At 57.2% G+C, this 18,490-nt stretch carries 17 protein-coding genes; 7 read left to right on the top strand and 10 right to left on the bottom strand.

Features of this window, described 5'->3' with window-relative positions; genetic code table 11:
- Positions 1-203: 203 nt before the first annotated feature.
- Complete coding sequence (gene hpf, locus R0J92_RS18685; protein WP_106162557.1) at positions 204-767, top strand: ribosome hibernation-promoting factor, HPF/YfiA family; 564 nt, start codon at positions 204-206, stop codon at positions 765-767.
- 55 nt (positions 768-822) lie between these two features.
- The gene (locus R0J92_RS18680; RefSeq protein WP_106162556.1) at positions 823-1,287 is read left to right on the top strand and encodes a PTS sugar transporter subunit IIA; all 465 of its coding nucleotides are present in this window, start codon (positions 823-825) and stop codon (positions 1,285-1,287) included.
- 63 nt (positions 1,288-1,350) lie between these two features.
- Here R0J92_RS18680 and R0J92_RS18675 read toward each other — a convergent pair whose 3' ends face one another.
- The 8 genes from R0J92_RS18675 to cysQ all read right to left on the bottom strand — a co-directional run bounded on the left by R0J92_RS18675 (position 1,351) and on the right by cysQ (position 10,410).
- Entirely contained in the window at positions 1,351-2,778 is a 1,428-nt protein-coding gene (locus R0J92_RS18675) for a sulfotransferase family 2 domain-containing protein (RefSeq protein ID WP_411052706.1), read from the bottom strand.
- 5 nt (positions 2,779-2,783) lie between these two features.
- A complete protein-coding gene (locus R0J92_RS18670; protein ID WP_317384779.1) occupies positions 2,784-4,484 on the bottom strand; it encodes a beta-1,6-N-acetylglucosaminyltransferase in 1,701 nt (566 codons plus the stop codon).
- Complete coding sequence (locus R0J92_RS18665) at positions 4,481-5,467, bottom strand: glycosyltransferase family 2 protein (RefSeq protein ID WP_411052705.1); 987 nt, start codon at positions 5,465-5,467, stop codon at positions 4,481-4,483. Before R0J92_RS18665 ends, R0J92_RS18670 begins: the two co-directional genes overlap by 4 nt.
- A gap of 159 nt (positions 5,468-5,626) precedes the next feature.
- Positions 5,627-6,592 carry a glycosyltransferase family 2 protein gene (locus R0J92_RS18660; RefSeq protein ID WP_411052704.1) on the bottom strand — a complete coding sequence of 322 codons (966 nt, stop codon included), beginning with the start codon at positions 6,590-6,592 and terminating at the stop codon, positions 5,627-5,629.
- A 70-nt stretch (positions 6,593-6,662) separates the two neighbouring features.
- A complete protein-coding gene (galE, locus tag R0J92_RS18655; protein WP_411052703.1) occupies positions 6,663-7,646 on the bottom strand; it encodes a UDP-glucose 4-epimerase GalE in 984 nt (327 codons plus the stop codon).
- Positions 7,647-7,747: 101 nt separating this feature from the next.
- Entirely contained in the window at positions 7,748-8,641 is an 894-nt protein-coding gene (gene galU, locus R0J92_RS18650) for a UTP--glucose-1-phosphate uridylyltransferase GalU (RefSeq protein WP_411052702.1), read from the bottom strand.
- A gap of 170 nt (positions 8,642-8,811) precedes the next feature.
- Positions 8,812-9,612, bottom strand: coding sequence for a 3-deoxy-manno-octulosonate cytidylyltransferase (locus R0J92_RS18645; RefSeq protein WP_411052701.1), 801 nt, complete (start codon positions 9,610-9,612; stop codon positions 8,812-8,814).
- Entirely contained in the window at positions 9,613-10,410 is a 798-nt protein-coding gene (gene cysQ, locus R0J92_RS18640; protein ID WP_411052700.1) for a 3'(2'),5'-bisphosphate nucleotidase CysQ, read from the bottom strand. It lies immediately after the preceding gene.
- 120 nt (positions 10,411-10,530) lie between these two features.
- On the opposite strand from cysQ, the gene R0J92_RS18635 reads away from it, so the two are divergent.
- Positions 10,531-11,352 carry an ABC transporter permease gene (locus R0J92_RS18635; RefSeq protein ID WP_106162547.1) on the top strand — a complete coding sequence of 274 codons (822 nt, stop codon included), beginning with the start codon at positions 10,531-10,533 and terminating at the stop codon, positions 11,350-11,352.
- Positions 11,353-11,369: 17 nt separating this feature from the next.
- On the opposite strand, the gene R0J92_RS18630 is transcribed toward R0J92_RS18635, so the two are convergent.
- Entirely contained in the window at positions 11,370-11,972 is a 603-nt protein-coding gene (locus R0J92_RS18630) for an alpha-ketoglutarate-dependent dioxygenase AlkB family protein (protein WP_411052699.1), read from the bottom strand.
- Positions 11,973-12,179: 207 nt separating this feature from the next.
- Here R0J92_RS18630 and dnaK point away from each other — a divergent pair, with 207 nt between their 5' ends.
- From dnaK to radC, 3 genes are all read left to right on the top strand, one after another.
- Positions 12,180-14,111, top strand: a complete 1,932-nt coding sequence (gene dnaK / locus R0J92_RS18625) for a molecular chaperone DnaK (protein ID WP_106162545.1) — start codon at positions 12,180-12,182, stop codon at positions 14,109-14,111.
- Between the two features lie 76 nt (positions 14,112-14,187).
- Positions 14,188-15,345 carry a molecular chaperone DnaJ gene (gene dnaJ, locus R0J92_RS18620; RefSeq protein WP_317384787.1) on the top strand — a complete coding sequence of 386 codons (1,158 nt, stop codon included), beginning with the start codon at positions 14,188-14,190 and terminating at the stop codon, positions 15,343-15,345.
- A gap of 154 nt (positions 15,346-15,499) precedes the next feature.
- Positions 15,500-16,264 (top strand): RadC family protein, encoded by a 765-nt coding sequence (gene radC / locus R0J92_RS18615; RefSeq protein ID WP_411052698.1) that lies wholly within the window; start codon positions 15,500-15,502, stop codon positions 16,262-16,264.
- Positions 16,265-16,671: 407 nt separating this feature from the next.
- On the opposite strand, the gene R0J92_RS18610 is transcribed toward radC, so the two are convergent.
- Entirely contained in the window at positions 16,672-18,000 is a 1,329-nt protein-coding gene (locus tag R0J92_RS18610) for a FliI/YscN family ATPase (protein ID WP_411052714.1), read from the bottom strand.
- Between the two features lie 88 nt (positions 18,001-18,088).
- Here R0J92_RS18610 and R0J92_RS18605 point away from each other — a divergent pair, with 88 nt between their 5' ends.
- The gene (locus R0J92_RS18605) at positions 18,089-18,478 is read left to right on the top strand and encodes a FlgB family protein (protein ID WP_207796886.1); all 390 of its coding nucleotides are present in this window, start codon (positions 18,089-18,091) and stop codon (positions 18,476-18,478) included.
- Positions 18,479-18,490 lie beyond the last annotated feature (12 nt).

Below are 18,490 nucleotides of genomic sequence, written 5' to 3'. Positions count from 1 at the left end.
CATTGACTCCGTGCAGGCTTTGTCATCGAATTGAAGCATGGCACATGTGCGACCCGCTGCAGTCTCCGCGATGATCCTGTCTTCAGGGTCCGGCACGCTGCATGCCGCACGTGGCGCCCATCCTTCCTGGCAATCCTAAGACAGACTGAGCAAGTTCCTTGCACCGTTCTGCACGGGTCCAGGCAAAACAAAAAGGAGATCACATGCGTTACAAAGTCAGCGGAAAACAGATCGACATCGGCGAATCTCTACAAACTCATGTAGAGACCGAGCTAAGTGCGGTCTTGGAGAAATACGCAGGCCGACCTACCGACGCGCAGGTCGTTTTCTCCCGCAATGCGCATGAATTTGTCTGCGAAGCAATCGTTCATCTGTCGACAGGCCTGACCTGTCAGGCCAAATCCCATGCCACTGAAATCTATAGCTCCTTTGACGGATGCTTGGAAAAAATGGATAAACAGCTGCGGCGCTACAAGCGGCGGCTGAAGGACCATCACCGGGATCGAGCCGTTCCGGTTGAACTTATGGGGGCCAGCTCGTATATCCTCGCGTCTGATCAAGTGGAATCCGACGCGGAGCCGGAATCGCTGCAACCGATCATTGTGGCTGAGATGGAGACCAAAATCCCATCTTTGTCGGTCGGTGAAGCCGTGATGCAAATGGAGTTGGCTGGCTCTCCCGTTCTGATATTCCGCAACGAAGGAAAAGACGGACTGAACGTGGTGTATCGGCGCGAAGATGGCAACATCGGCTGGATCGATCCCTGATTGAATTTCGAAGGGGCCTCAGAACGGCCCCTTCACCCCGAGTGGAGCAGTGGCAATGCAGATTTCGAACATCCTCAAGCAGGAGGCCGTACGAGTCATCGGAGCGGCATCGAGCAAGAAGCGCCTGTTTCAGGAAGTCGCCGAAGTGGCCCATTCAGCCTATGGGCTTGACGCATCTCCAACCGTAGAAGCGCTGTTGGATCGCGAAAGCCTCGGCCCCACCGGCGTTGGCCATGGGGTCGCCCTGCCGCATGCCCGGCTCAGTGGCATTGATCGCGTGGTCGGTGTGTTTGTTTCGTTAGAGAAGCCTTTGGACTTTGGCGCGGTCGACCGCCAGCCGGTCGATGTGGTCTTTGCATTGTTTGCGCCGGTGGACGCCGGGGTCGAACACCTCAAGGCGCTGGCTTTGGTCTCCCGCACCCTGCGCGAACAGAGTTTTTGCACCAAGCTGCGGGCCAATCCGGACCCGTCGACGCTCCACACAATCCTGACGGAAAGCCAATCGGTGCAAGCGGCCTGAATCCGATAACGCCGGCGTTGCAGGCATGCCGTTGCCAGGTGTCCGCACCGCTGCCGACGGCGACTACGACCAATCTCCGAATCCATAGATAAGATAGTCGCGCGCGTAAATCGATCGGCAGATGGCCTCCAGCTTGTCATCATAGATATCCGCCAATGAGAATGGCTTCCCGGTGCCACAGGCAGGGACGGAGGCTGGCTTCATGCGCCCCAGCTTGCGTGCAAGCCACGGCAGATCCTCTGTCATGTCGGCCTCTCGGAAGATAAAATCTGGCGCACCCAACTCAGAAAACCCTTTGATGATCTGCGTTTGGCTTGCCCAATGCGGATCTATGCGAATTGCGGTTTGGCCGGAAAGATTTGCTTTCAGGAAGACCAAGAATTGCTCAAACGCTGCACGATGCTGCGCGCGCGTGTAGGATTGATCTGGCTCACCTTCCGGTACAGTGAGGTCAAAACGTCGGCGCAACGTGTTGCGGATCTGGGTCATACTTCCCGTCGCCGTCGTCAATATCTTCCTGCAAAACACGTCATGTGCCCGCGCCAACGGATGCCGCACAACCGTAAAGCTGCGATGATCGGGGGTGCCGCGTCGCCATTGCCGCAGCTGTTTCTGGTTCATACCGCTGATCAGACCCTCAGCAGACACATGGTCCAACTCACCCATCCAGTTTGTCACCACTTGCTCAAGCCCGTTGCGGATCGGCATATAGAGGAGCGGCGTCACAACTCCCGCAACATATCCTGGCACTGCAGGACCACGACGTGGTTCAAAATTTGGCGTTCGCGACAGATTGAACCGATCCAAACCGGACAGCGCCGCCGCCATATCCTCAGGGTTCGTCACCTTTGATGTAACCGGAGCTGGGTTTTGCCGCTTCAAGCTGTCATCCAGAGCCTCAAGACGAGCCGACACACCAAGCCAAGCTGCTAACCCATTCATCACGTCAAGGTTCTGCAGGTCCTCATACGCAATGTAGAAGCCCGTTTGACCCGTGCGTTGCATGTGGTTCAACAGCTGCACCTGAAAGGCCTGCTGATCCTCGACATGCGTGCTGAACTCCGTTGCATCAAAGGTCGCCTTGGCATCTTTGCGCCTGGCCACATTGGTCAGCTTCCACTGGCCGGTGGCCTGCGCGATTTTCCATGAGACGTAGCTGTCGAGCGGATTGCGGGTCAGGATGATCTTCGCGACGCGAGGATCATCGAGAACCTGGTCCAGAATCCGAGGATCATGATCGTGAAAGTAACGAAATCCACGTAGCGCACCCGCATCCGACCGGATCGCATCCAAGAGCTGCAAAGGCTCTGCGTCACGGGTATCTTGTGTGATGCCAAGGATCTCCGTCCGGTTTGGGTAGCCAATAAAATGCGGATTGAACGCTTCACCGTGGCAAACCACGCCCTCAAGTGCATTGAGGTTCGTCTCGAGAAAATTCGAACCTGTACGCATTTCAGCAAACACGACGAATGAGGAGAAGCTGCCGGTCATATGCTTTACTTTACCAGATAGACTTTACGCGGGCGCTGCATCGCACGGGAGGGCGTAGCCTCCACCGGGAAATCACCCATCAGATAGGGATGCATCCCTTGGTTTTTCAGATTTTGAAGGAACTGGCCAAACCCGTCCAGGTCAACCAGTTGGGGCGCCTCGCCGATGTGGTTGGTGGCAGATGGTCCAATTTCGTCAATGATCGTTTGCAGATTCTCCATCGGCGCCTCGATAAATTCCGCCATGCTCCAGATGCGAATGCGAGCGCTCGCCCATTGTGAGCGAAGCAGCTTCAGATGATTGGCTTCAATCCACTGTAGACGGGCAGCCTCGCGACGCAAATCGGCGAAGTTCCGGTTTGATCGGAACAGGCTCACAGCCCATGCCCCGGAAATCACCGAAATTTGCGCGTTGGTATCGCGGCTCATGAAACTGTTGGCCTTCTGCGTATCCCGCGGGCCAAACTGAAAACACTGCCGTTCTCCGCGCGTGTTCCAGATCAAATTGGCAAGAAAACTCTCGGGGTTGTGGTCACGCTGCACCGCGCTGTCGCTGAGGCAACCATTGAACAGCGGCTGAGCGCCAGAAAATTCCGCCCGCTCAGGCGCGAATAGATGCCCGTGCACCCGTGTGCCGGTTGCACGCCCGAGCCAGATTTCGAAGTCCTCGAACAACTCCGCAAACCCCTGAAACACCGAATAAGGGCCCGACGTCAGGCCGTTCTCCGCACCGTGTCGCGGAAATCGGCTCTGCATGTAGAGCCCACGGCGGCCGCGTGTGCGTCGCTCCACCGCCTTGGCAAAGATCCTGTCGATCTTGCCGGGATTGGGCTCCGTGCGCTTCGTTTCAGCGGATGGCGGCGAGAGAAACGCCTGATAGAGCCGCTCAGCCTGAGGCCATATCTTGCGCGCAACAAAGCAATCAGACCGCCGCAACAGCTGCAAGTGGTCATCATAAAAGATGTGCGGTTTGCCCTGGTAGTCAAATTTTGACAACGTCAGCGAGCGGCTCTCGATCTTGCTGGAATGCAGGCGTGCCAGAGTCTGATAGTAGCTTTCATCTGGAATCCACACATACCGGAAATAGGCGTCGTTGCGGGGCCGCTCCGGATCGTTAAGAATGGCCGACAGCGTCTTTCGCGTCAGGCACCACCACTGACTGCCCATATGCGGGACCAACCCGGCCGGAATGCGGCGACGGACCTTCAGTTTGCGCTGAACATTCACATAGGCGTCAAACAGCTTGCGCTGACGCTTCCAGGAAATGGGAAAGTGAAGCGTGAAGCGCTCCGTGCTCAAGCCACCCACGATCCACGGCACATCCGCAGTTGTCGCACTTTCGATAAAATCGGTTTCGGGTCGCTGCTGCAGATAGTCTACGAGTTCCTGCACCGGGCGCAGTGGCAGACAGGACCCAGAGGCCAGATACACGTGACCCACATCCGGAAACTCCTTAAGCAGCAGCTCCGATGCGGACTGGGAAGCGGATACAATCCCCCATGTGCCCCATTCACAGCGATGTCGGCGGGAAAATCGCACCAGTGGGTTCTTCGATAACCGTTCGCGAAAGGCCTGGAACGTGCGCGCTTCAACCTTACGATCCACATGTATTACGACGGGGCAGCCCCCGGCCGTCCAGTGGCGCGTCACCTGCTCTGCGCGGTCAAGAGCCGTATGGACCAGCATGACGATGCCCACGGTGCTCATGCCCAGTTCCCCTTGGACATCAGGCCGAGGATCTCCAGCTGCCGCCAGTTGATGTATTTCTCACTCCACTTACACCAAAGCTCAGGCCGCTCCTGCAGCAGCTCGGCATAGGCCTTGTACTCGACCGAGCCGGCATAATGCTCGCGGCGGCGCAGCTCCTCCTGTGCCTTGGCGGAGAACGTATCGAGAAATTTGGTGTGCAGCAGGATGCCGCTGGCTTTCTCGCCACCATTGTCATCGTAGACCTGGTTCAATCCGCGCGGCAACAGCATGTGGGTCGAACTGACATAAGCGTATTTACGACTCCACTTGACCAAAGGGATCTTGTTCAGCGCCGGAGCAATTTTGGGCCGATCCGCAAAGAAGACCCTCGCCCGTGGCCCACCCTGAATCCAGAGGTTTCCAAACCTCTCATTCTTGCGAATGGTGTAGTTCCCACTGTCGAACCACTGAACAATATCAAGCGGATCCTGCCCCGCCTGATATGGTACCTCGTCGATACGTCCCTTGGGATAGAGGTCCAGAAGCATGGCCGAGAAACTGCGAATACGGGCTTCATCAAGCCAATCTGTAAGCGCCCGCACCGGACGTGTATCGCAAAAGGGGTAAACGAAGAACTCATCCGGATCGACTACGAGCGACCAGTGACCATCGGCGTATTTGCGCAGCAGGTAGTTCATCCAATCGACACCAAAGGTCGCCCGCTTGTAGCTGGACTTGCTGTGCCAAACCGACACATCGGGCATGCCCTTCAGGTAGGACAGACAACCATCGTCTGAATCATTATCCACAAAGAAGAAGTGATTTACGCCAAGGCTACGGTAGTACTGCAGAAAATATGGAAGGCGAATGGTCTCGTTGCGAAATGTCGAGAACAGCAGGATATCACCCGGACGAATTCGACCGGTATTGTCCTGCACCGTACGCAACTCACGCGATTTGCGCAGCGCCCGAAGGAGCCGACGCTTCCGCTTCAGGCGCATGCGATACGAGTCCCAGCCCTTCACCAGTAAACTGCCCCCAACTGAACACCGCTGGCCAAACCATCAGCCAGGCTATTATCTCTTTTCAGCCATGTATCTCATGTAAACATAATGGAAACAATGCGTATAGAAACCATTGCCGACCTCACATAATCGGTCTCAGCCTGACCAGTTGCCACGCGTCATCAGCCCTAGCGATTCCATATGCTGCCAGCCTTGATATCGCTCAGACTCGCTATGCCAGAGGGTCGGGTTTTCGCTCAGACGATCATAGTACTCATCATATCGGTCCGCGTGCGTGAAATGCTCTCCACGCGTCTTCTCCGTGACTGATTTATCGACGATTTCATCCAGGAACTTTGTGTGCAAGAAGATGCCAGTCGGCACTCCACTGCGCGCGTCAAAGACTGCATTCAGGCGTCGCGGCAGCGCGATATGGGTCGAGCTGACATAGGCGTAGCGGCGGCTCCAACGGACCAACGGCACCTTATGGAGATGCGGTGCGAAGTCGGGGCAGTCCGCAAAGAACAGCCGCTGCCGGGGGCCGCCCCGGATTGAAATATTCCCGTATTTCAACTGGCGTTCCCATGTATAACCCCAGCCGTCGAACCAGCTCAATGTGCGCGTGGGGTCGTCGCCCACAGTGTAGGCCTGCTCCGCAACTGGGCCTTTGGGGTACATATCCAACATCATTGCACCAAACGCGGGAACCCCCTGCGCATCCAGCCACGCGGTCAGATCCCCAAGGCCCCGATGCTCCATATGCGGGATTATCAGCAGCTCATCCGCATCCGCCGTCAGGCACCAATGCCCGTGGCCATAACGGATCTGTAGCCACGTCAGCCAATCGACGCCAAATCGCGCCGCCTTATAGCTGGCCCCGGTGGTCCAAAGCGACACATCCGGCTGCTCTGCCAGAAACGCCTGCGTATCATCAGTGCTGCCGTTATCGACAAAGAGAAAATGCCCGACTCCCAGTCGTCGGTAATGTGTCAGGAAATACGGGAGCCGGCGGCATTCATTGCGCACCGTAGACAGGCAAAGGATACTATCGGTCGCGCGCTGGTCGGTGCGATCCGCGATCACCCGAAGTGCATGACGGGCCTGCAGACCGCGCCAAAGCAAACGTCGTCGTTTCCATCGCATACGGTAGGCCGCGAGAAGCGCGCTATGCCACCCATGGCCAACCGACATATCAGCGCTCGTACTGGCCGACTTGATGCCATTGCCATGCGTCGGCGATCATCTTCTCAAGCGTTGAGCGCTTTGGCTCCCAGCCCAGTTCCTCACTGGCCCGCGTCGAGCCCGACACCAGTTTGGTGCAATCACCGGCCCGCCGATCGCCAACGGAATATGGCACCTCCTGATTGGTGACCGCACGGGAATGATCAATCACTTCGCGCACCGAGAAGCCCGACCCGGTGCCAAGGTTGAATACCCGGCTGCCCTTGCCGTTTTCCAGCCACTTCAACCCAAGGACATGTGCGTCAACAAGGTCGCAGACATGCACGTAATCGCGAATGCAGGTTCCATCCGGCGTGTCATAATCCGTCCCAAACACTGTCAGCGCTGCACGTTCGCCTCGGATCGCCTGGATCATCAACGGGATCAAATGTGTCTCCGGTTGATGAAACTCACCAACTTCGGCCTCTGGATCCGCACCAGCGACGTTGAAGTAGCGAAAGATCACCGACCGCAGTCCATATGCAGCCTCGAAATCTCCAAGGATGTCTTCGACCGCGCGCTTTGATGCGCCATAGGCGTTCAGTGGCTTTTGCGATGTTGCCTCATCCAGCACAACATTGTCGTGCTCACCATAGGTGGCGCAGGTCGAGGAAAACACGAAGTTCATACAACCCGCATGAACGGCCGCTTCAATCAGGCATAACGAGCCACCGACATTGTTTGCCCAATACCGACCGGGCTGACTCATAGCCTCGCCAACCTGACTCAGTGCCGCAAAGTGCATGACAGCGGCTGGTTGGTACTTCGCAAAAACCTCATCAAGGCGGGCGCGATCTGTCAGTTCGCCGCGTTCAAACGGGCCGAATTTCACCGCATCCTGCCAGCCCGTCACGAGATTGTCGTAGGTGACGGGTGTATAGCCATCCAGTTTCAGTGCCTTGCAAGCATGAGAGCCGATATAACCAGCCCCTCCTGTTACCAGTACATAGGTCAATGAGGGTCTTCTCCTGCAACAATAGTTCGCCTGCACTTTGCACAGTTCGAGCCGTCCCTTCAAACAGGGCAGGCTCGAACTGTCGTGTAGAAACGCGAAATTTACTCGGCGGCCCGACGATCTTGTGTGATGGTCGTGATGTAATTCATCAGGTCATCACGCAGTTCTTCGCGCTCCAACGCGAAAGCCACGGTTGCCTGCAAGAAGCCGGATTTCGAACCACAATCAAACCTCTCGCCTTCAAAGCGGTAGCCATACACTGGCACATCGGATGAGATGTCCGCGGCGATAGCATCGGTGAGTTGGATCTCCCCGCCAGCCCCTTGCTTGAGTTGGTTCAAATTGCGCAAAACCGAAGGGGACAGGATATAGCGCCCAATCACCGCGAGGTTCGAAGGTGCATCCTCAGCTTTGGGTTTTTCGACCATCCCGTTAACCGATACAACGGACCCCATGTTCTCTTTTACATCGAGCACGCCATAAGACGACGTTTTCTCGGGCGCGACTTCCATAGCCGCCACCATGTTGCCTCCAGTCTCGGCATAGGCCTCGACCATCTGCTGGAGGCAGGGCTTTTCTCCCGCGATGACATCATCAGGCAAAATCACCGCGAATGGCTCATCTGCGATCAGGCGACGCGCACACCATACAGCGTGGCCCAGCCCCAAAGCCTTGTGCTGGCGAATGTAGGCAATCGCTCCGGAATCCATATTGGTAGATTTGAGCACTTCGAGCAGATCATTCTTGCCCTTCTTACGCAGCTCCTGCTCAAGAACCGGAGAATGGTCGAAATAATCCTCCAACGCCCCCTTGCCGCGCGACGTAACGAAGATGAACTCCTTGATCCCTGCAGCCCGCGCCTCATCAATGGCGTACTGCACCAACGGACGATCAACCAGCGTCATGATTTCCTTTGGTACGGACTTCGTCGCAGGCAGAAAACGTGTCCCCAGACCGGCGACTGGAAAGATAGCTTTGGTGACTTTTCTACGCATTTAAACTCTCAATTTTCTAAGGACACGAGTGCGCATTCCCATTGCCTCGCAAGAGGATCGTTTCTCGGGCACTACAATTCGCGCAATGCATGGCTCGGATCAGGGCTCCCGGCACCACTGCACAACTCAATTTAACATGGTGAGACCCATAGGGTTCTAGAAAAACCAGCCTAGCTCAGGCCCATTTTTCGCATCATGTGCTCAATTTTCGGCATATCTTGCGGATTGTTGAGTTCCCAGAACTCTCGACCACGCGCCTCGACCTCGACGCAGAGGATCTTGCGCCCGTTCTCCAGAAACCGCAGCTGCTCCAACCCTTCGAGTGTTTCGAGCGGCCCCACCTTCCACTGCGGATAAGCCTTCAGCGCGTCCGGACGATAGGCGTAGACACCGACGTGATGGAACACAGGGGTCTCATCCGCATCCTGGTAGGTCTCGGCACAGAACGGGATGACTTCCTTCGAGAAATAGAGCGCACTATGATCGCCAGAGAATACGGCGGTCGTCCCACCAACACGCCCGGACCGGCGATCTTCCAACAAACTGTTGAGTGTGCTGCCGTCACACCGCAGAACCGGCGTCGCCAGCCCCATGCCAGTTGCATCCTTCAACCCAGAAATCAGGTCCTCGATGAACCATGGCGGTGTCAGAGGCGCGTCCCCTTGCAGATTGACCACAATTTCGTAGCCTCCGCCCAGTGCCGCATGGGCCTCCGCACATCGTTCAGTTCCGTTGGCGCAGTCTGCAGACGTCATAACAACTTCTGCTCCGAAGCCTTCCGACACGGTTCTGATCCGGTCGTCATCGGTCGCAACGACAACCCGGTCCACACCCTGAACCTCCATTGCAGCGCGCCAAGATCTCTCGATAAGCGTGCGCGCCTGGCCAGACGCACCGGTCAGCTCCGCGAGCGGCTTGCCGGGAAAACGAGAGGACGCATAGCGTGCCGGGATCACGATGAGAACGGACATTCAGGCCTCTTTCAATTCGACATCAGGGGCGTAGGCGATGAAAAACGGATTGGCGTATCCCTCTTTTCCATACCGCAGCGGGCTGTGATCGTCGTAACGGACAACCGCGCCTCCTGCACCGCTCAAGACCGCATGACCTGCGGCCGTATCCCATTCCATCGTGCGCCCGACGCGCGGATAGAGATCAGCCTCACCTGTCGCGACAAGGCAGAACTTCAAAGACGATCCGGCGCTCTTCATGTCCTTTACGCTGTATTTATTGATGTAATCGTCCGTGGCTTGGTCCCGATGCGATTTAGAGGCGACCACCATGAGCGCGTCATTGTCGCTCGCGGCCACGCGGAGTTGCGTGGTGGTGCCAGCGGCTTCCAGGCCAAACGGACCCTGCTCCTCAACTGAAGAGCCGTCAGCAAGAGTGTAGAACATACGATCACGCGCCGGGGCGTACACCACACCGCGGGTCGGAACACCGGCCTCGACGAAGGCAATATTCACCGTGAAGTCGCCACGACGGTTGATAAACTCCTTGGTTCCATCCAACGGATCCACAATCAGGAACGTATCACCTTTGCTCTTGTGAGAGTCGGCCTGCTCCTCGGTCACCAGCATGATATCCGGGAACGCCGCGCGCAGACCGGCCGAGATCAATGCGTCGGCTGCCTCATCTGCCTCGGTAACCGGACTGTCGTCTGATTTGACTTTTACGTCGAAATCATCCGCCTCGTAGATCTCCATGATCTTTTGCCCAGCTTCCAGCGCAAGACGTCGCATCGCGACGACCAGTTCGTCATAATTCACCGTAAGACCCCCCAAAGATCCACATGTTGCCACAAAGAATTGCGCTTCTTATGCTTACTTCGCAATGGGTCAGCAAGGAATCCATGCGATTATAGGCAACACACTGCTGAAATTGAGGCCATGTTTCGATATCGCACCGATAGGTCATCGCTGTCCCGCGCCATTACGCTGAGTGAAGTTGTCTTCCACTCGGTCGTGCGCAGCATTCGCTCGAAACATCACAACGCATTTTTCGCGTTGGGGATGAACATCATTCAGGCGGTGATGTTCGTGATGTTCTTTTACTTCATGTTCACTGTCCTCGGCATGCGTGGCGCGGCAATCCGTGGCGACTTTCTTCTCTACATGATGTCAGGCGTCTTCCTGTTCATGACACACACCAAAACCGTCGGCGCGGTTGTTGGCGCTGAAGGCCCGTCGAGCCCGATGATGCAGCATGCGCCAATGAACACAACCATTGCGATTCTGTCCGCAGCGATCGGGGCACTCTATGTTCAGGTGCTGTCGATGCTGATCATCCTGTTCATTTATCACGTCGCCTTCACGCCGATCCAGATTGAAGAGCCCATTCCGGCCTTTGGCATGTTGCTGCTCGGCTGGGCGTCGGGTGCGGCCATTGGCTTGGTTCTATATGTTCTGAAACCCTGGATGCCGGGCCTGATCGGGATTATATCAACGGTCTATCAACGCTCCAACATGCTGTTTTCCGGCAAAATGGTGCTCGCCAACACGCTACCCGGAAACATGTTGCCGCTGTTCATATGGAACCCCCTGTTTCACGTCATCGATCAGGCCCGCGGCTATATTTTCATCAACTACAACCCGCATGTCACTTGGTGGGAATACACGGCTTGGTTGGCACTCGTGTTCTTTGTCCTTGGCCTGATGGGCGAGTTTTACACACGCCGTGCAGTCTCCCTCAGCTGGAGCGCCCGTCGCTGATCCCGGCATTGCGATTGTCAGGTCACCACCCTCAGTGTGAGATTAACCCGCCCTCCCTTCGGCAACAGGCGCGACGACTTGAAACGAATACGGTCAACGCCGTGATAGGCCAGCCGAGCCGAACCACCCATCACGACCACATCGCCTGAATTGAGCCAGATCGACTCGGTCTTTTCCTTGCGGCTTGTACCTCCGAGCAGCAGCAACCCGTCATCGCCAAGCGAAATCGAAACCACAGGATAGGAAAAATCCGCCTCATCCTTGTCCTGATGCAAACCCATCCGCGCGCCTTCACCGTAGTAGTTGAACAGGCAGCACTCCGGCGCGCGTTCCGAATCAACCAGCCCATGCCAGACATCGAGCACCTCGGCGGGGATGCCGGGCCAGGGCCGTCCGGACGGATGCTCGGCCTCATAGCGATATCCGCTGCTGTCACTAAACCAGCCGAAGGCGCCGGCCGACGTCATGCGGACTGACATCTTCCCCCCCCCCGGCACATCGGGCGCGAACAACGGCGCAGAACGCAGAACCGGGCGCAAAGCTTCGATGAGCGCGCGCTGCGTCTCTGAGGGCAGGAAACCCTTGTGAATTTCGAATCCACGCACCTTCAGTCGCGTCATTTACCCAATCTTCACTCTGTTTGTCGCAAAAGCGTTCAGAATTGCCCATAACAGGGCAATCGTGCGGTTGCAGGGGTGATTTTCGCTCCCTATATACGCCGGGAAGCGGTCGGGTGCAGACCCTATCGCAACTGAATCGGGGCCGGAATGCCAAAACGGGTTTCGGCTTCGGGTAATCGCCTTGTGAAGTAAAAGGGATCAAACACAATGAGCAAAGTGATCGGGATCGACCTCGGTACCACCAACTCCTGCGTTGCCATCATGGATGGGTCTCAGCCCCGCGTGATTGAAAACGCTGAAGGTGCGCGCACCACCCCCTCCATCGTCGCCTTCACCGATGAAGAGCGCCTTGTTGGCCAGCCGGCAAAACGCCAAGCCGTGACCAACCCGGACAACACCATTTTTGGTGTGAAGCGCCTCGTCGGTCGTCGGTTCGACGATAGCGACCTCGCCAAGGACAAGAAAAACCTGCCGTTCGCCGTCGTTGACGGTGGCAATGGTGATGCGTGGGTCGAAGCCAAGACTGAGACCTATTCTCCCTCCCAGATTTCCGCTTTCATCCTCGGCAAGATGAAAGAAACCGCGGAGAGCTACCTGAGCGAAGAAGTAACCCAGGCGGTCATCACCGTTCCGGCCTACTTCAACGACGCCCAGCGTCAGGCCACCAAAGACGCCGGCAAAATCGCCGGTCTCGAAGTGCTGCGCATCATCAACGAGCCGACCGCGGCTGCGCTTGCCTATGGCCTCGACAAAGCTGAGACTCAGACCATCGCAGTCTATGACCTTGGCGGTGGTACCTTCGACGTCACCATCCTCGAAATCGACGATGGTCTGTTCGAAGTAAAATCCACCAATGGCGACACGTTCCTCGGCGGTGAAGACTTCGACATGCGCATCGTGAACTACCTCGCTGGTGAGTTCAAAAAAGAGCATGGCGTTGACCTGACCAAGGACAAGATGGCGCTGCAGCGTCTGAAAGAAGCCGCCGAGAAAGCAAAGATCGAGCTGTCCTCCTCCAGCCAGACCGAGATCAACCAGCCGTTCATCTCGATGGACTCCTCCACCGGCCAGCCGCTGCACATGGTTATGAAGCTGACCCGTGCGAAGCTGGAAAGCCTCGTCGGTGACCTGATCAAGAACTCCATGAAGCCCTGCGCCGCCGCGCTGAAGGATGCGGGCCTCTCTGCTTCCGACATCGATGAGGTGGTTCTGGTCGGTGGTATGACCCGGATGCCGAAAGTCATCGAAGAGGTGACCAAGTTCTTCGGCAAGGAACCGCACAAGGGTGTGAACCCGGACGAAGTGGTCGCCATGGGCGCCGCCATTCAAGCTGGCGTTCTGCAGGGTGACGTGAAGGACGTTGTTCTTCTCGACGTGACCCCGCTGTCGCTGGGTATCGAGACCCTCGGTGGCGTCTTCACCCGCCTGATCGACCGCAACACCACGATCCCCACGAAGAAGTCTCAGGTCTTCTCCACCGCTGAGGATCACCAGAACGCCGTGACAATCCGGTGTTTCCAGGGTGAGCGCGAAATGGCGTCCGACAACAAGATGCTCGGCCAGTTCAACCTTGAGGACATCCCGCCGGCACCGCGCGGCATGCCGCAGATCGAAGTGACCTTCGACATCGATGCCAACGGGATCGTTTCCGTGTCTGCTAAGGACAAAGGCACCGGAAAAGAGCAGAAGATCACCATCCAGGCCTCCGGTGGTCTCTCGGACGACGACATCGAAAAGATGGTGCAGGACGCCGAAGACAATGCCGAGGCGGACAAGGAACGTCGCGAGCTGATCGAAGCCCGCAACCAAGCCGAAAGCCTGATCCACTCGACCGAGAAATCTGTCGAGGAGCACGGCGACAAGGTCGATCCGTCCACCGTCGAAGCGATCGAGCTGTCGATTGCCGCGCTGAAGGATGATCTGGAAGGCGACAAGGCGAACGCCGAGAAGATCAAATCCGGCATCCAGAACGTCACCGAAGCGGCGATGCGTCTGGGCGAGGCGATCTACAAGGCTCAGGCGGACGAAGGTGGCGAGGCGGATGAACCCGCAGCAGCCGATGATGAAGCGTCCTCTGGCTCTGCAAACGATGACATCGTTGATGCCGAGTTCGAGGATCTGGACGACAACAAGCGCTAAGGCTGCACCTTGGCCAAAGGTGGGCCGGTCCGATCCCGGGCCGGCCCTCTTTCGTTGAGGCAGAAGGGATTTTCCGATGTCAAAACGTGACTACTACGAGGTGCTCGGGGTCTCTAAAGGGGCCAGCGCCGACGAGATCAAAAAGGGCTTTCGCAAGAAAGCCAAGGAGCTGCACCCGGACCGAAATTCCGACAATCCGGATGCAGAAGCACAGTTCAAGGAAGCCAACGAAGCCTATGACGTTCTGAAAGATGCAGAACGCAAGGCTGCCTATGATCGCTATGGTCATGCCGCCTTCGAAAACGGCATGGGCGGCGGCGGTGGCGGCGGACGTCCCGGCGGCCACCCAGGCGGTGACTTCTCCTCCGCCTTCTCCGACGTGTTCGACGACCTGTTCGGAGATTTCATGGGCGGTGGCGGACGCGGAGGTGGGCGCCAACGCGCATCTCGCGGGGCAGACCTGCGCTACAATCTGCGCCTGTCCCTTGAGGAAGCCTTTGCCGGGCTGCACAAGACCATCAACGTGCCGACCTCTGTCAGCTGTTCCTCCTGCGAGGGCACGGGGGCCGAGGGTGGTGCAGAGCCCACAACATGTCCCACCTGTTCCGGCATGGGCAAGGTACGCGCTCAGCAGGGCTTCTTCACCGTCGAACGCACCTGTCCGACCTGTTCGGGTCTTGGTCAGATGATCAAGAACCCCTGCAAGACCTGCCACGGTCACGGCAGGGTGGAAAAGGATCGTTCGCTTTCCGTGAACATCCCCGCAGGTGTTGAAACCGGCACTCGCATTCGACTTGCCGGCGAAGGCGAGGCAGGCTTGCGCGGTGGCCCGCCCGGCGATCTCTACATCTTCATCGAGGTTGCGCGGCACGAGCTGTTCGAACGTGAAGGCAACAATCTCCATTGTCGCGTCCCGGTCTCCATGGCCAAGGCCGCGCTGGGTGGCGCCATTGAGGTGCCCACCATCGATGGTGGTCGTGGCCGAGTGCAGATCCCAGAGGGCAGCCAATCCGGCCGTCAGATGCGCCTGCGCAACAAGGGCATGCCTGCGCTTCGCGGTGGTGGCGTTGGTGATATGTTCATCGAGCTTGCGGTGGAAACGCCAGTCAGCCTGACCGCCCGTCAGAAGGAGATCTTGAAGGAGTTTGATGAGCTTTCGGAGGAAAACAACAATCCCGAAAGCCGTAGCTTCTTCTCTTCCGTCAAAAGCTTCTGGGACGGCATGAAGGGCTGAACCACGAGGCAAACACCAAGTAGCCGGGCCATCGAACTCGAAGGCCCGGCTTATTCTGCAAAACGCCCATTGGGCGTTTTTCTTTTTGATAGTATCACGCAGACAATCGCAGGCGTTAAGAACTCGCTAACCATATCGCCCTCACCATGGAGTGATGGGAAAGCCTGGTCATTTCAACGAACAGATGCTCCCCTTATTCGGGGACGATGACGAAGCTCCTGCGACTTCTGTGCCGCAAGGGCGCCTCCCATCTTACATCAAAGATCATCGCGCCCGATTGCGCGCACGTTTCATGAGCGGTGGTGCGGACGCCATGCCCGACTACGAGCTGCTAGAGTTGATCCTGTTCCGCTCTATCCCGCGCAAAGATGTCAAACCTCTTGCGCGCGCGTTGCTGGACCAATTCGGTGACTTCAATCGTGTCGTCAGCGCCTCTCCGGAACGGCTTTCGAAGATGTCTGGCATTGGTGACGCAGTCATCTGCGATCTAAAGGTCATCCAATCTGCCGCCCAACGCATGTCCCGGGCCAGAATCATGCAGCGACAAGTGATTTCCAGCTGGGACGCGCTTCTGGATTACTGCCACACCACCATGGCCCACCGTGAAACCGAGCAGTTCCGCGTGCTCTTTCTCGACCGCAAGAACGTTCTCATCGCCGATGAAGAGCAGGCGGAGGGCACCGTGGACCACGTTCCTGTCTATCCTCGCGAGGTTGCAAAACGTGCGCTGGAACTGAACGCCAGTGCGATCATTCTCGTACACAATCATCCATCTGGCGACCCAACTCCGTCGCAGTCCGACATAGCGATGACACGCAAAATTGAAATGGCCCTGGAAGCGCTCAGCATCACGCTACATGATCATCTGATTATAGGTGCCTCGGCGGAACTTTCCTTTCGATCTGACGGGCTTCTTTGATCCCACGCCCTGAATGCTACACATTGGGCGCAATGCACGTGCCCCGCTCGCGTGCCATCTCTGGTGCTCGTTTAGGCCAATTTGCTTTCGAAACCGACTGGACTGTTGTCACCACGCTGAGTGCTTCGGGCGCAGGTAGCAAATGCGGCTGATGTGCTGGAGTATTGCCACTTCAGTGGATCGGCATCTAACCGTCTTGCATCGACGGAAGTGCCTACAGGCGCAGTTTCTCACACCTGAACCCGAGGCAAAGGTATGAAAAACTCTCTGATAACTGTGATCAGGCACTTACTCAATTCTAGCAAGGGCCTCAGTATCAGATAAAAGCTCAGCGCGGAGGGACGGATAGAACACACCGCTTTCGACGCTGAAAGCGCGATCACTGGTGCACAGTAGGGAGACGACGGTCAGCGACCACTGCCAGCCCTGCGTAGGAGAAGCGCCAGTCGGTTGAAACTGCCCTTAACCCCATCTGCTTCTGCACGGCCGAAGAAACCGTCGAGTTCCGGCCAAATCTTCACAGCCTGATCCAGGACAAGATCGTTCCCCTCTGAGTAAAGGCCCGCACGGATCATCACCTCGGATTGCTCATAGGCGCCAAGGAATCTGCGAACCGCGAGAATCATTTCATTCTCATCCTTTGTGGCCGCCGCTGGAAGACTTCGCGACACCGAACGGGAGACATCGATCGCCGGGAAGCGCCCACGTTCGGCGATTTCACGGTTGAGTACAATGTGCCCGTCCAAAACCCCGCGCAGGATATCTGCTATCGGCTCGTCCATATCCGAGCCCGCGACAAGAACACTGAACACCGCCGTGATGTCGCCCTGCCCGTCCGAACCGGGCCCAGCACGCTCACACAAGCCTGTGATAAGCGGCGTTACGGAAGGGGGAAACCCACGCAAAGCCGGAGCCTCGCCGGAGGCGACGGCGATCTCACGATGCGCCTCGGCAAAACGTGTGATCGAATCCGCCATGAAGAGCACGTTGAGACCCTGATCTCGGTAGTGTTCTGCCACGGACATCGCGGCCCATGCGCACCGGCGGCGCACCAACGCCGATTGGTCCGATGTCGCAGCCACAACGACTGCACGCTTCATACCCTCGGGGCCCAAAACCTCTTTTACGAAGTGATTGACCTCGCGTCCGCGCTCGCCGATCAGCGCCATTACAACCACGTCTGCTTCCATGTTCTCGGCCAATTGCGCCATCAGGGTGGATTTCCCGACACCGGAACCAGCGAACAGACCAATACGTTGCCCAGTCACGATCGGCAGCACCGTGTTGAGAATCGCAAGGCCAGTGGACAATCGTTTCCCCAAACCGCGGCGCGCCGCTGCCTTGGGTGGGCTGGCCATGAGATCACGACTGTCGACCCCGCCCAACATCGGCTTACCGTCCAGTGGCTCTCCGAACGGATCAATCACGCGACCTATCCAACTGTTGTCCGGCGCGAACTCCGGCGTCTGGAACAGCAGCACCGCATCACCGATAGACGCACGTTCAGGCGCGGTGTCTGGCAGCATTCGAATATGCTCCGCACCGATCGCCAGTACCTCTCCATGCAGATCGTCCCGTTTGCCGCGACGCAACACCAGCCGGTCCCCGATGCGCGCCTGATCTTCGAGACCTGATACTTCGATCTCGCCACCGGAAATTCCGGTCACCCGTCCCATTGGGGCCGCCAGTCGAGTATTGGCCAGTTCTTGGCTGAGCGCTTGGATCGATTTCATCATCTGCGGGTTCTCCAACATTCCTCTGAAAACAATTTCTAAAGGAATCAGGGTTAAGCCTTGATTGAAATTAATCGAGGGAGAAGCCCCGGTGTTCGAAAGACTGAATGTTTTTAACGTCGCATTTTCCATGGCGACACATGCGGGTAAGCGTCAGGCGCTTATCTCAGAGAATATCGCAAATGCGGATACCCCAGGGTATCACGCAAAGGATATCAAACCCTTCAAGGAAGTCTTTGCCGCTGGCGAAGCGCAGGGCGACATGATCGCCACACGCGGGTCGCATATCAACGGCGCCGACGGCTCTGGGTTCGATTGGGCGGTAACCACGAACGATTCGTCCGTGGACCCCAATAACAACTCCGTTTCGATCGAGGAACAAATCCTCAACGGGGTAGAAGCCAAACGGCAGCATGACCGCGCATTGGCAATCTACCGTTCATCCATGAACATCCTGCGCGCCAGCCTTGGCCGCAGTTGAATCGGAGTATGA

It is taken from the genome of Tritonibacter sp. SIMBA_163, assembly GCF_046535935.1.
Lineage (GTDB): Bacteria > Pseudomonadota > Alphaproteobacteria > Rhodobacterales > Rhodobacteraceae > Epibacterium > Epibacterium scottomollicae.
The sequence above is the reverse complement of the archived record's forward strand: the minus strand, read 5'-3'. Positions and strand labels throughout refer to the sequence as shown.

Coding starts and splice junctions, on each gene's coding strand:
- R0J92_RS18635 (WP_106162547.1), top strand. CDS start 10,531: ATGTTTCGATATCGCACCGATAGGTCATCGCTGTCCCGCGCCATTACG.
- dnaJ (WP_317384787.1), top strand. CDS start 14,188: ATGTCAAAACGTGACTACTACGAGGTGCTCGGGGTCTCTAAAGGGGCC.
- galU (WP_411052702.1), bottom strand. CDS start 8,641: ATGCGTAGAAAAGTCACCAAAGCTATCTTTCCAGTCGCCGGTCTGGGG.
- radC (WP_411052698.1), top strand. CDS start 15,500: ATGGGAAAGCCTGGTCATTTCAACGAACAGATGCTCCCCTTATTCGGG.
- dnaK (WP_106162545.1), top strand. CDS start 12,180: ATGAGCAAAGTGATCGGGATCGACCTCGGTACCACCAACTCCTGCGTT.
- R0J92_RS18645 (WP_411052701.1), bottom strand. CDS start 9,612: ATGTCCGTTCTCATCGTGATCCCGGCACGCTATGCGTCCTCTCGTTTT.
- R0J92_RS18610 (WP_411052714.1), bottom strand. CDS start 18,000: ATGATGAAATCGATCCAAGCGCTCAGCCAAGAACTGGCCAATACTCGA.
- hpf (WP_106162557.1), top strand. CDS start 204: ATGCGTTACAAAGTCAGCGGAAAACAGATCGACATCGGCGAATCTCTA.
- R0J92_RS18670 (WP_317384779.1), bottom strand. CDS start 4,484: ATGAGCACCGTGGGCATCGTCATGCTGGTCCATACGGCTCTTGACCGC.
- R0J92_RS18630 (WP_411052699.1), bottom strand. CDS start 11,972: ATGACGCGACTGAAGGTGCGTGGATTCGAAATTCACAAGGGTTTCCTG.
- R0J92_RS18680 (WP_106162556.1), top strand. CDS start 823: ATGCAGATTTCGAACATCCTCAAGCAGGAGGCCGTACGAGTCATCGGA.
- R0J92_RS18665 (WP_411052705.1), bottom strand. CDS start 5,467: ATGCGCCTGAAGCGGAAGCGTCGGCTCCTTCGGGCGCTGCGCAAATCG.
- R0J92_RS18675 (WP_411052706.1), bottom strand. CDS start 2,778: ATGACCGGCAGCTTCTCCTCATTCGTCGTGTTTGCTGAAATGCGTACA.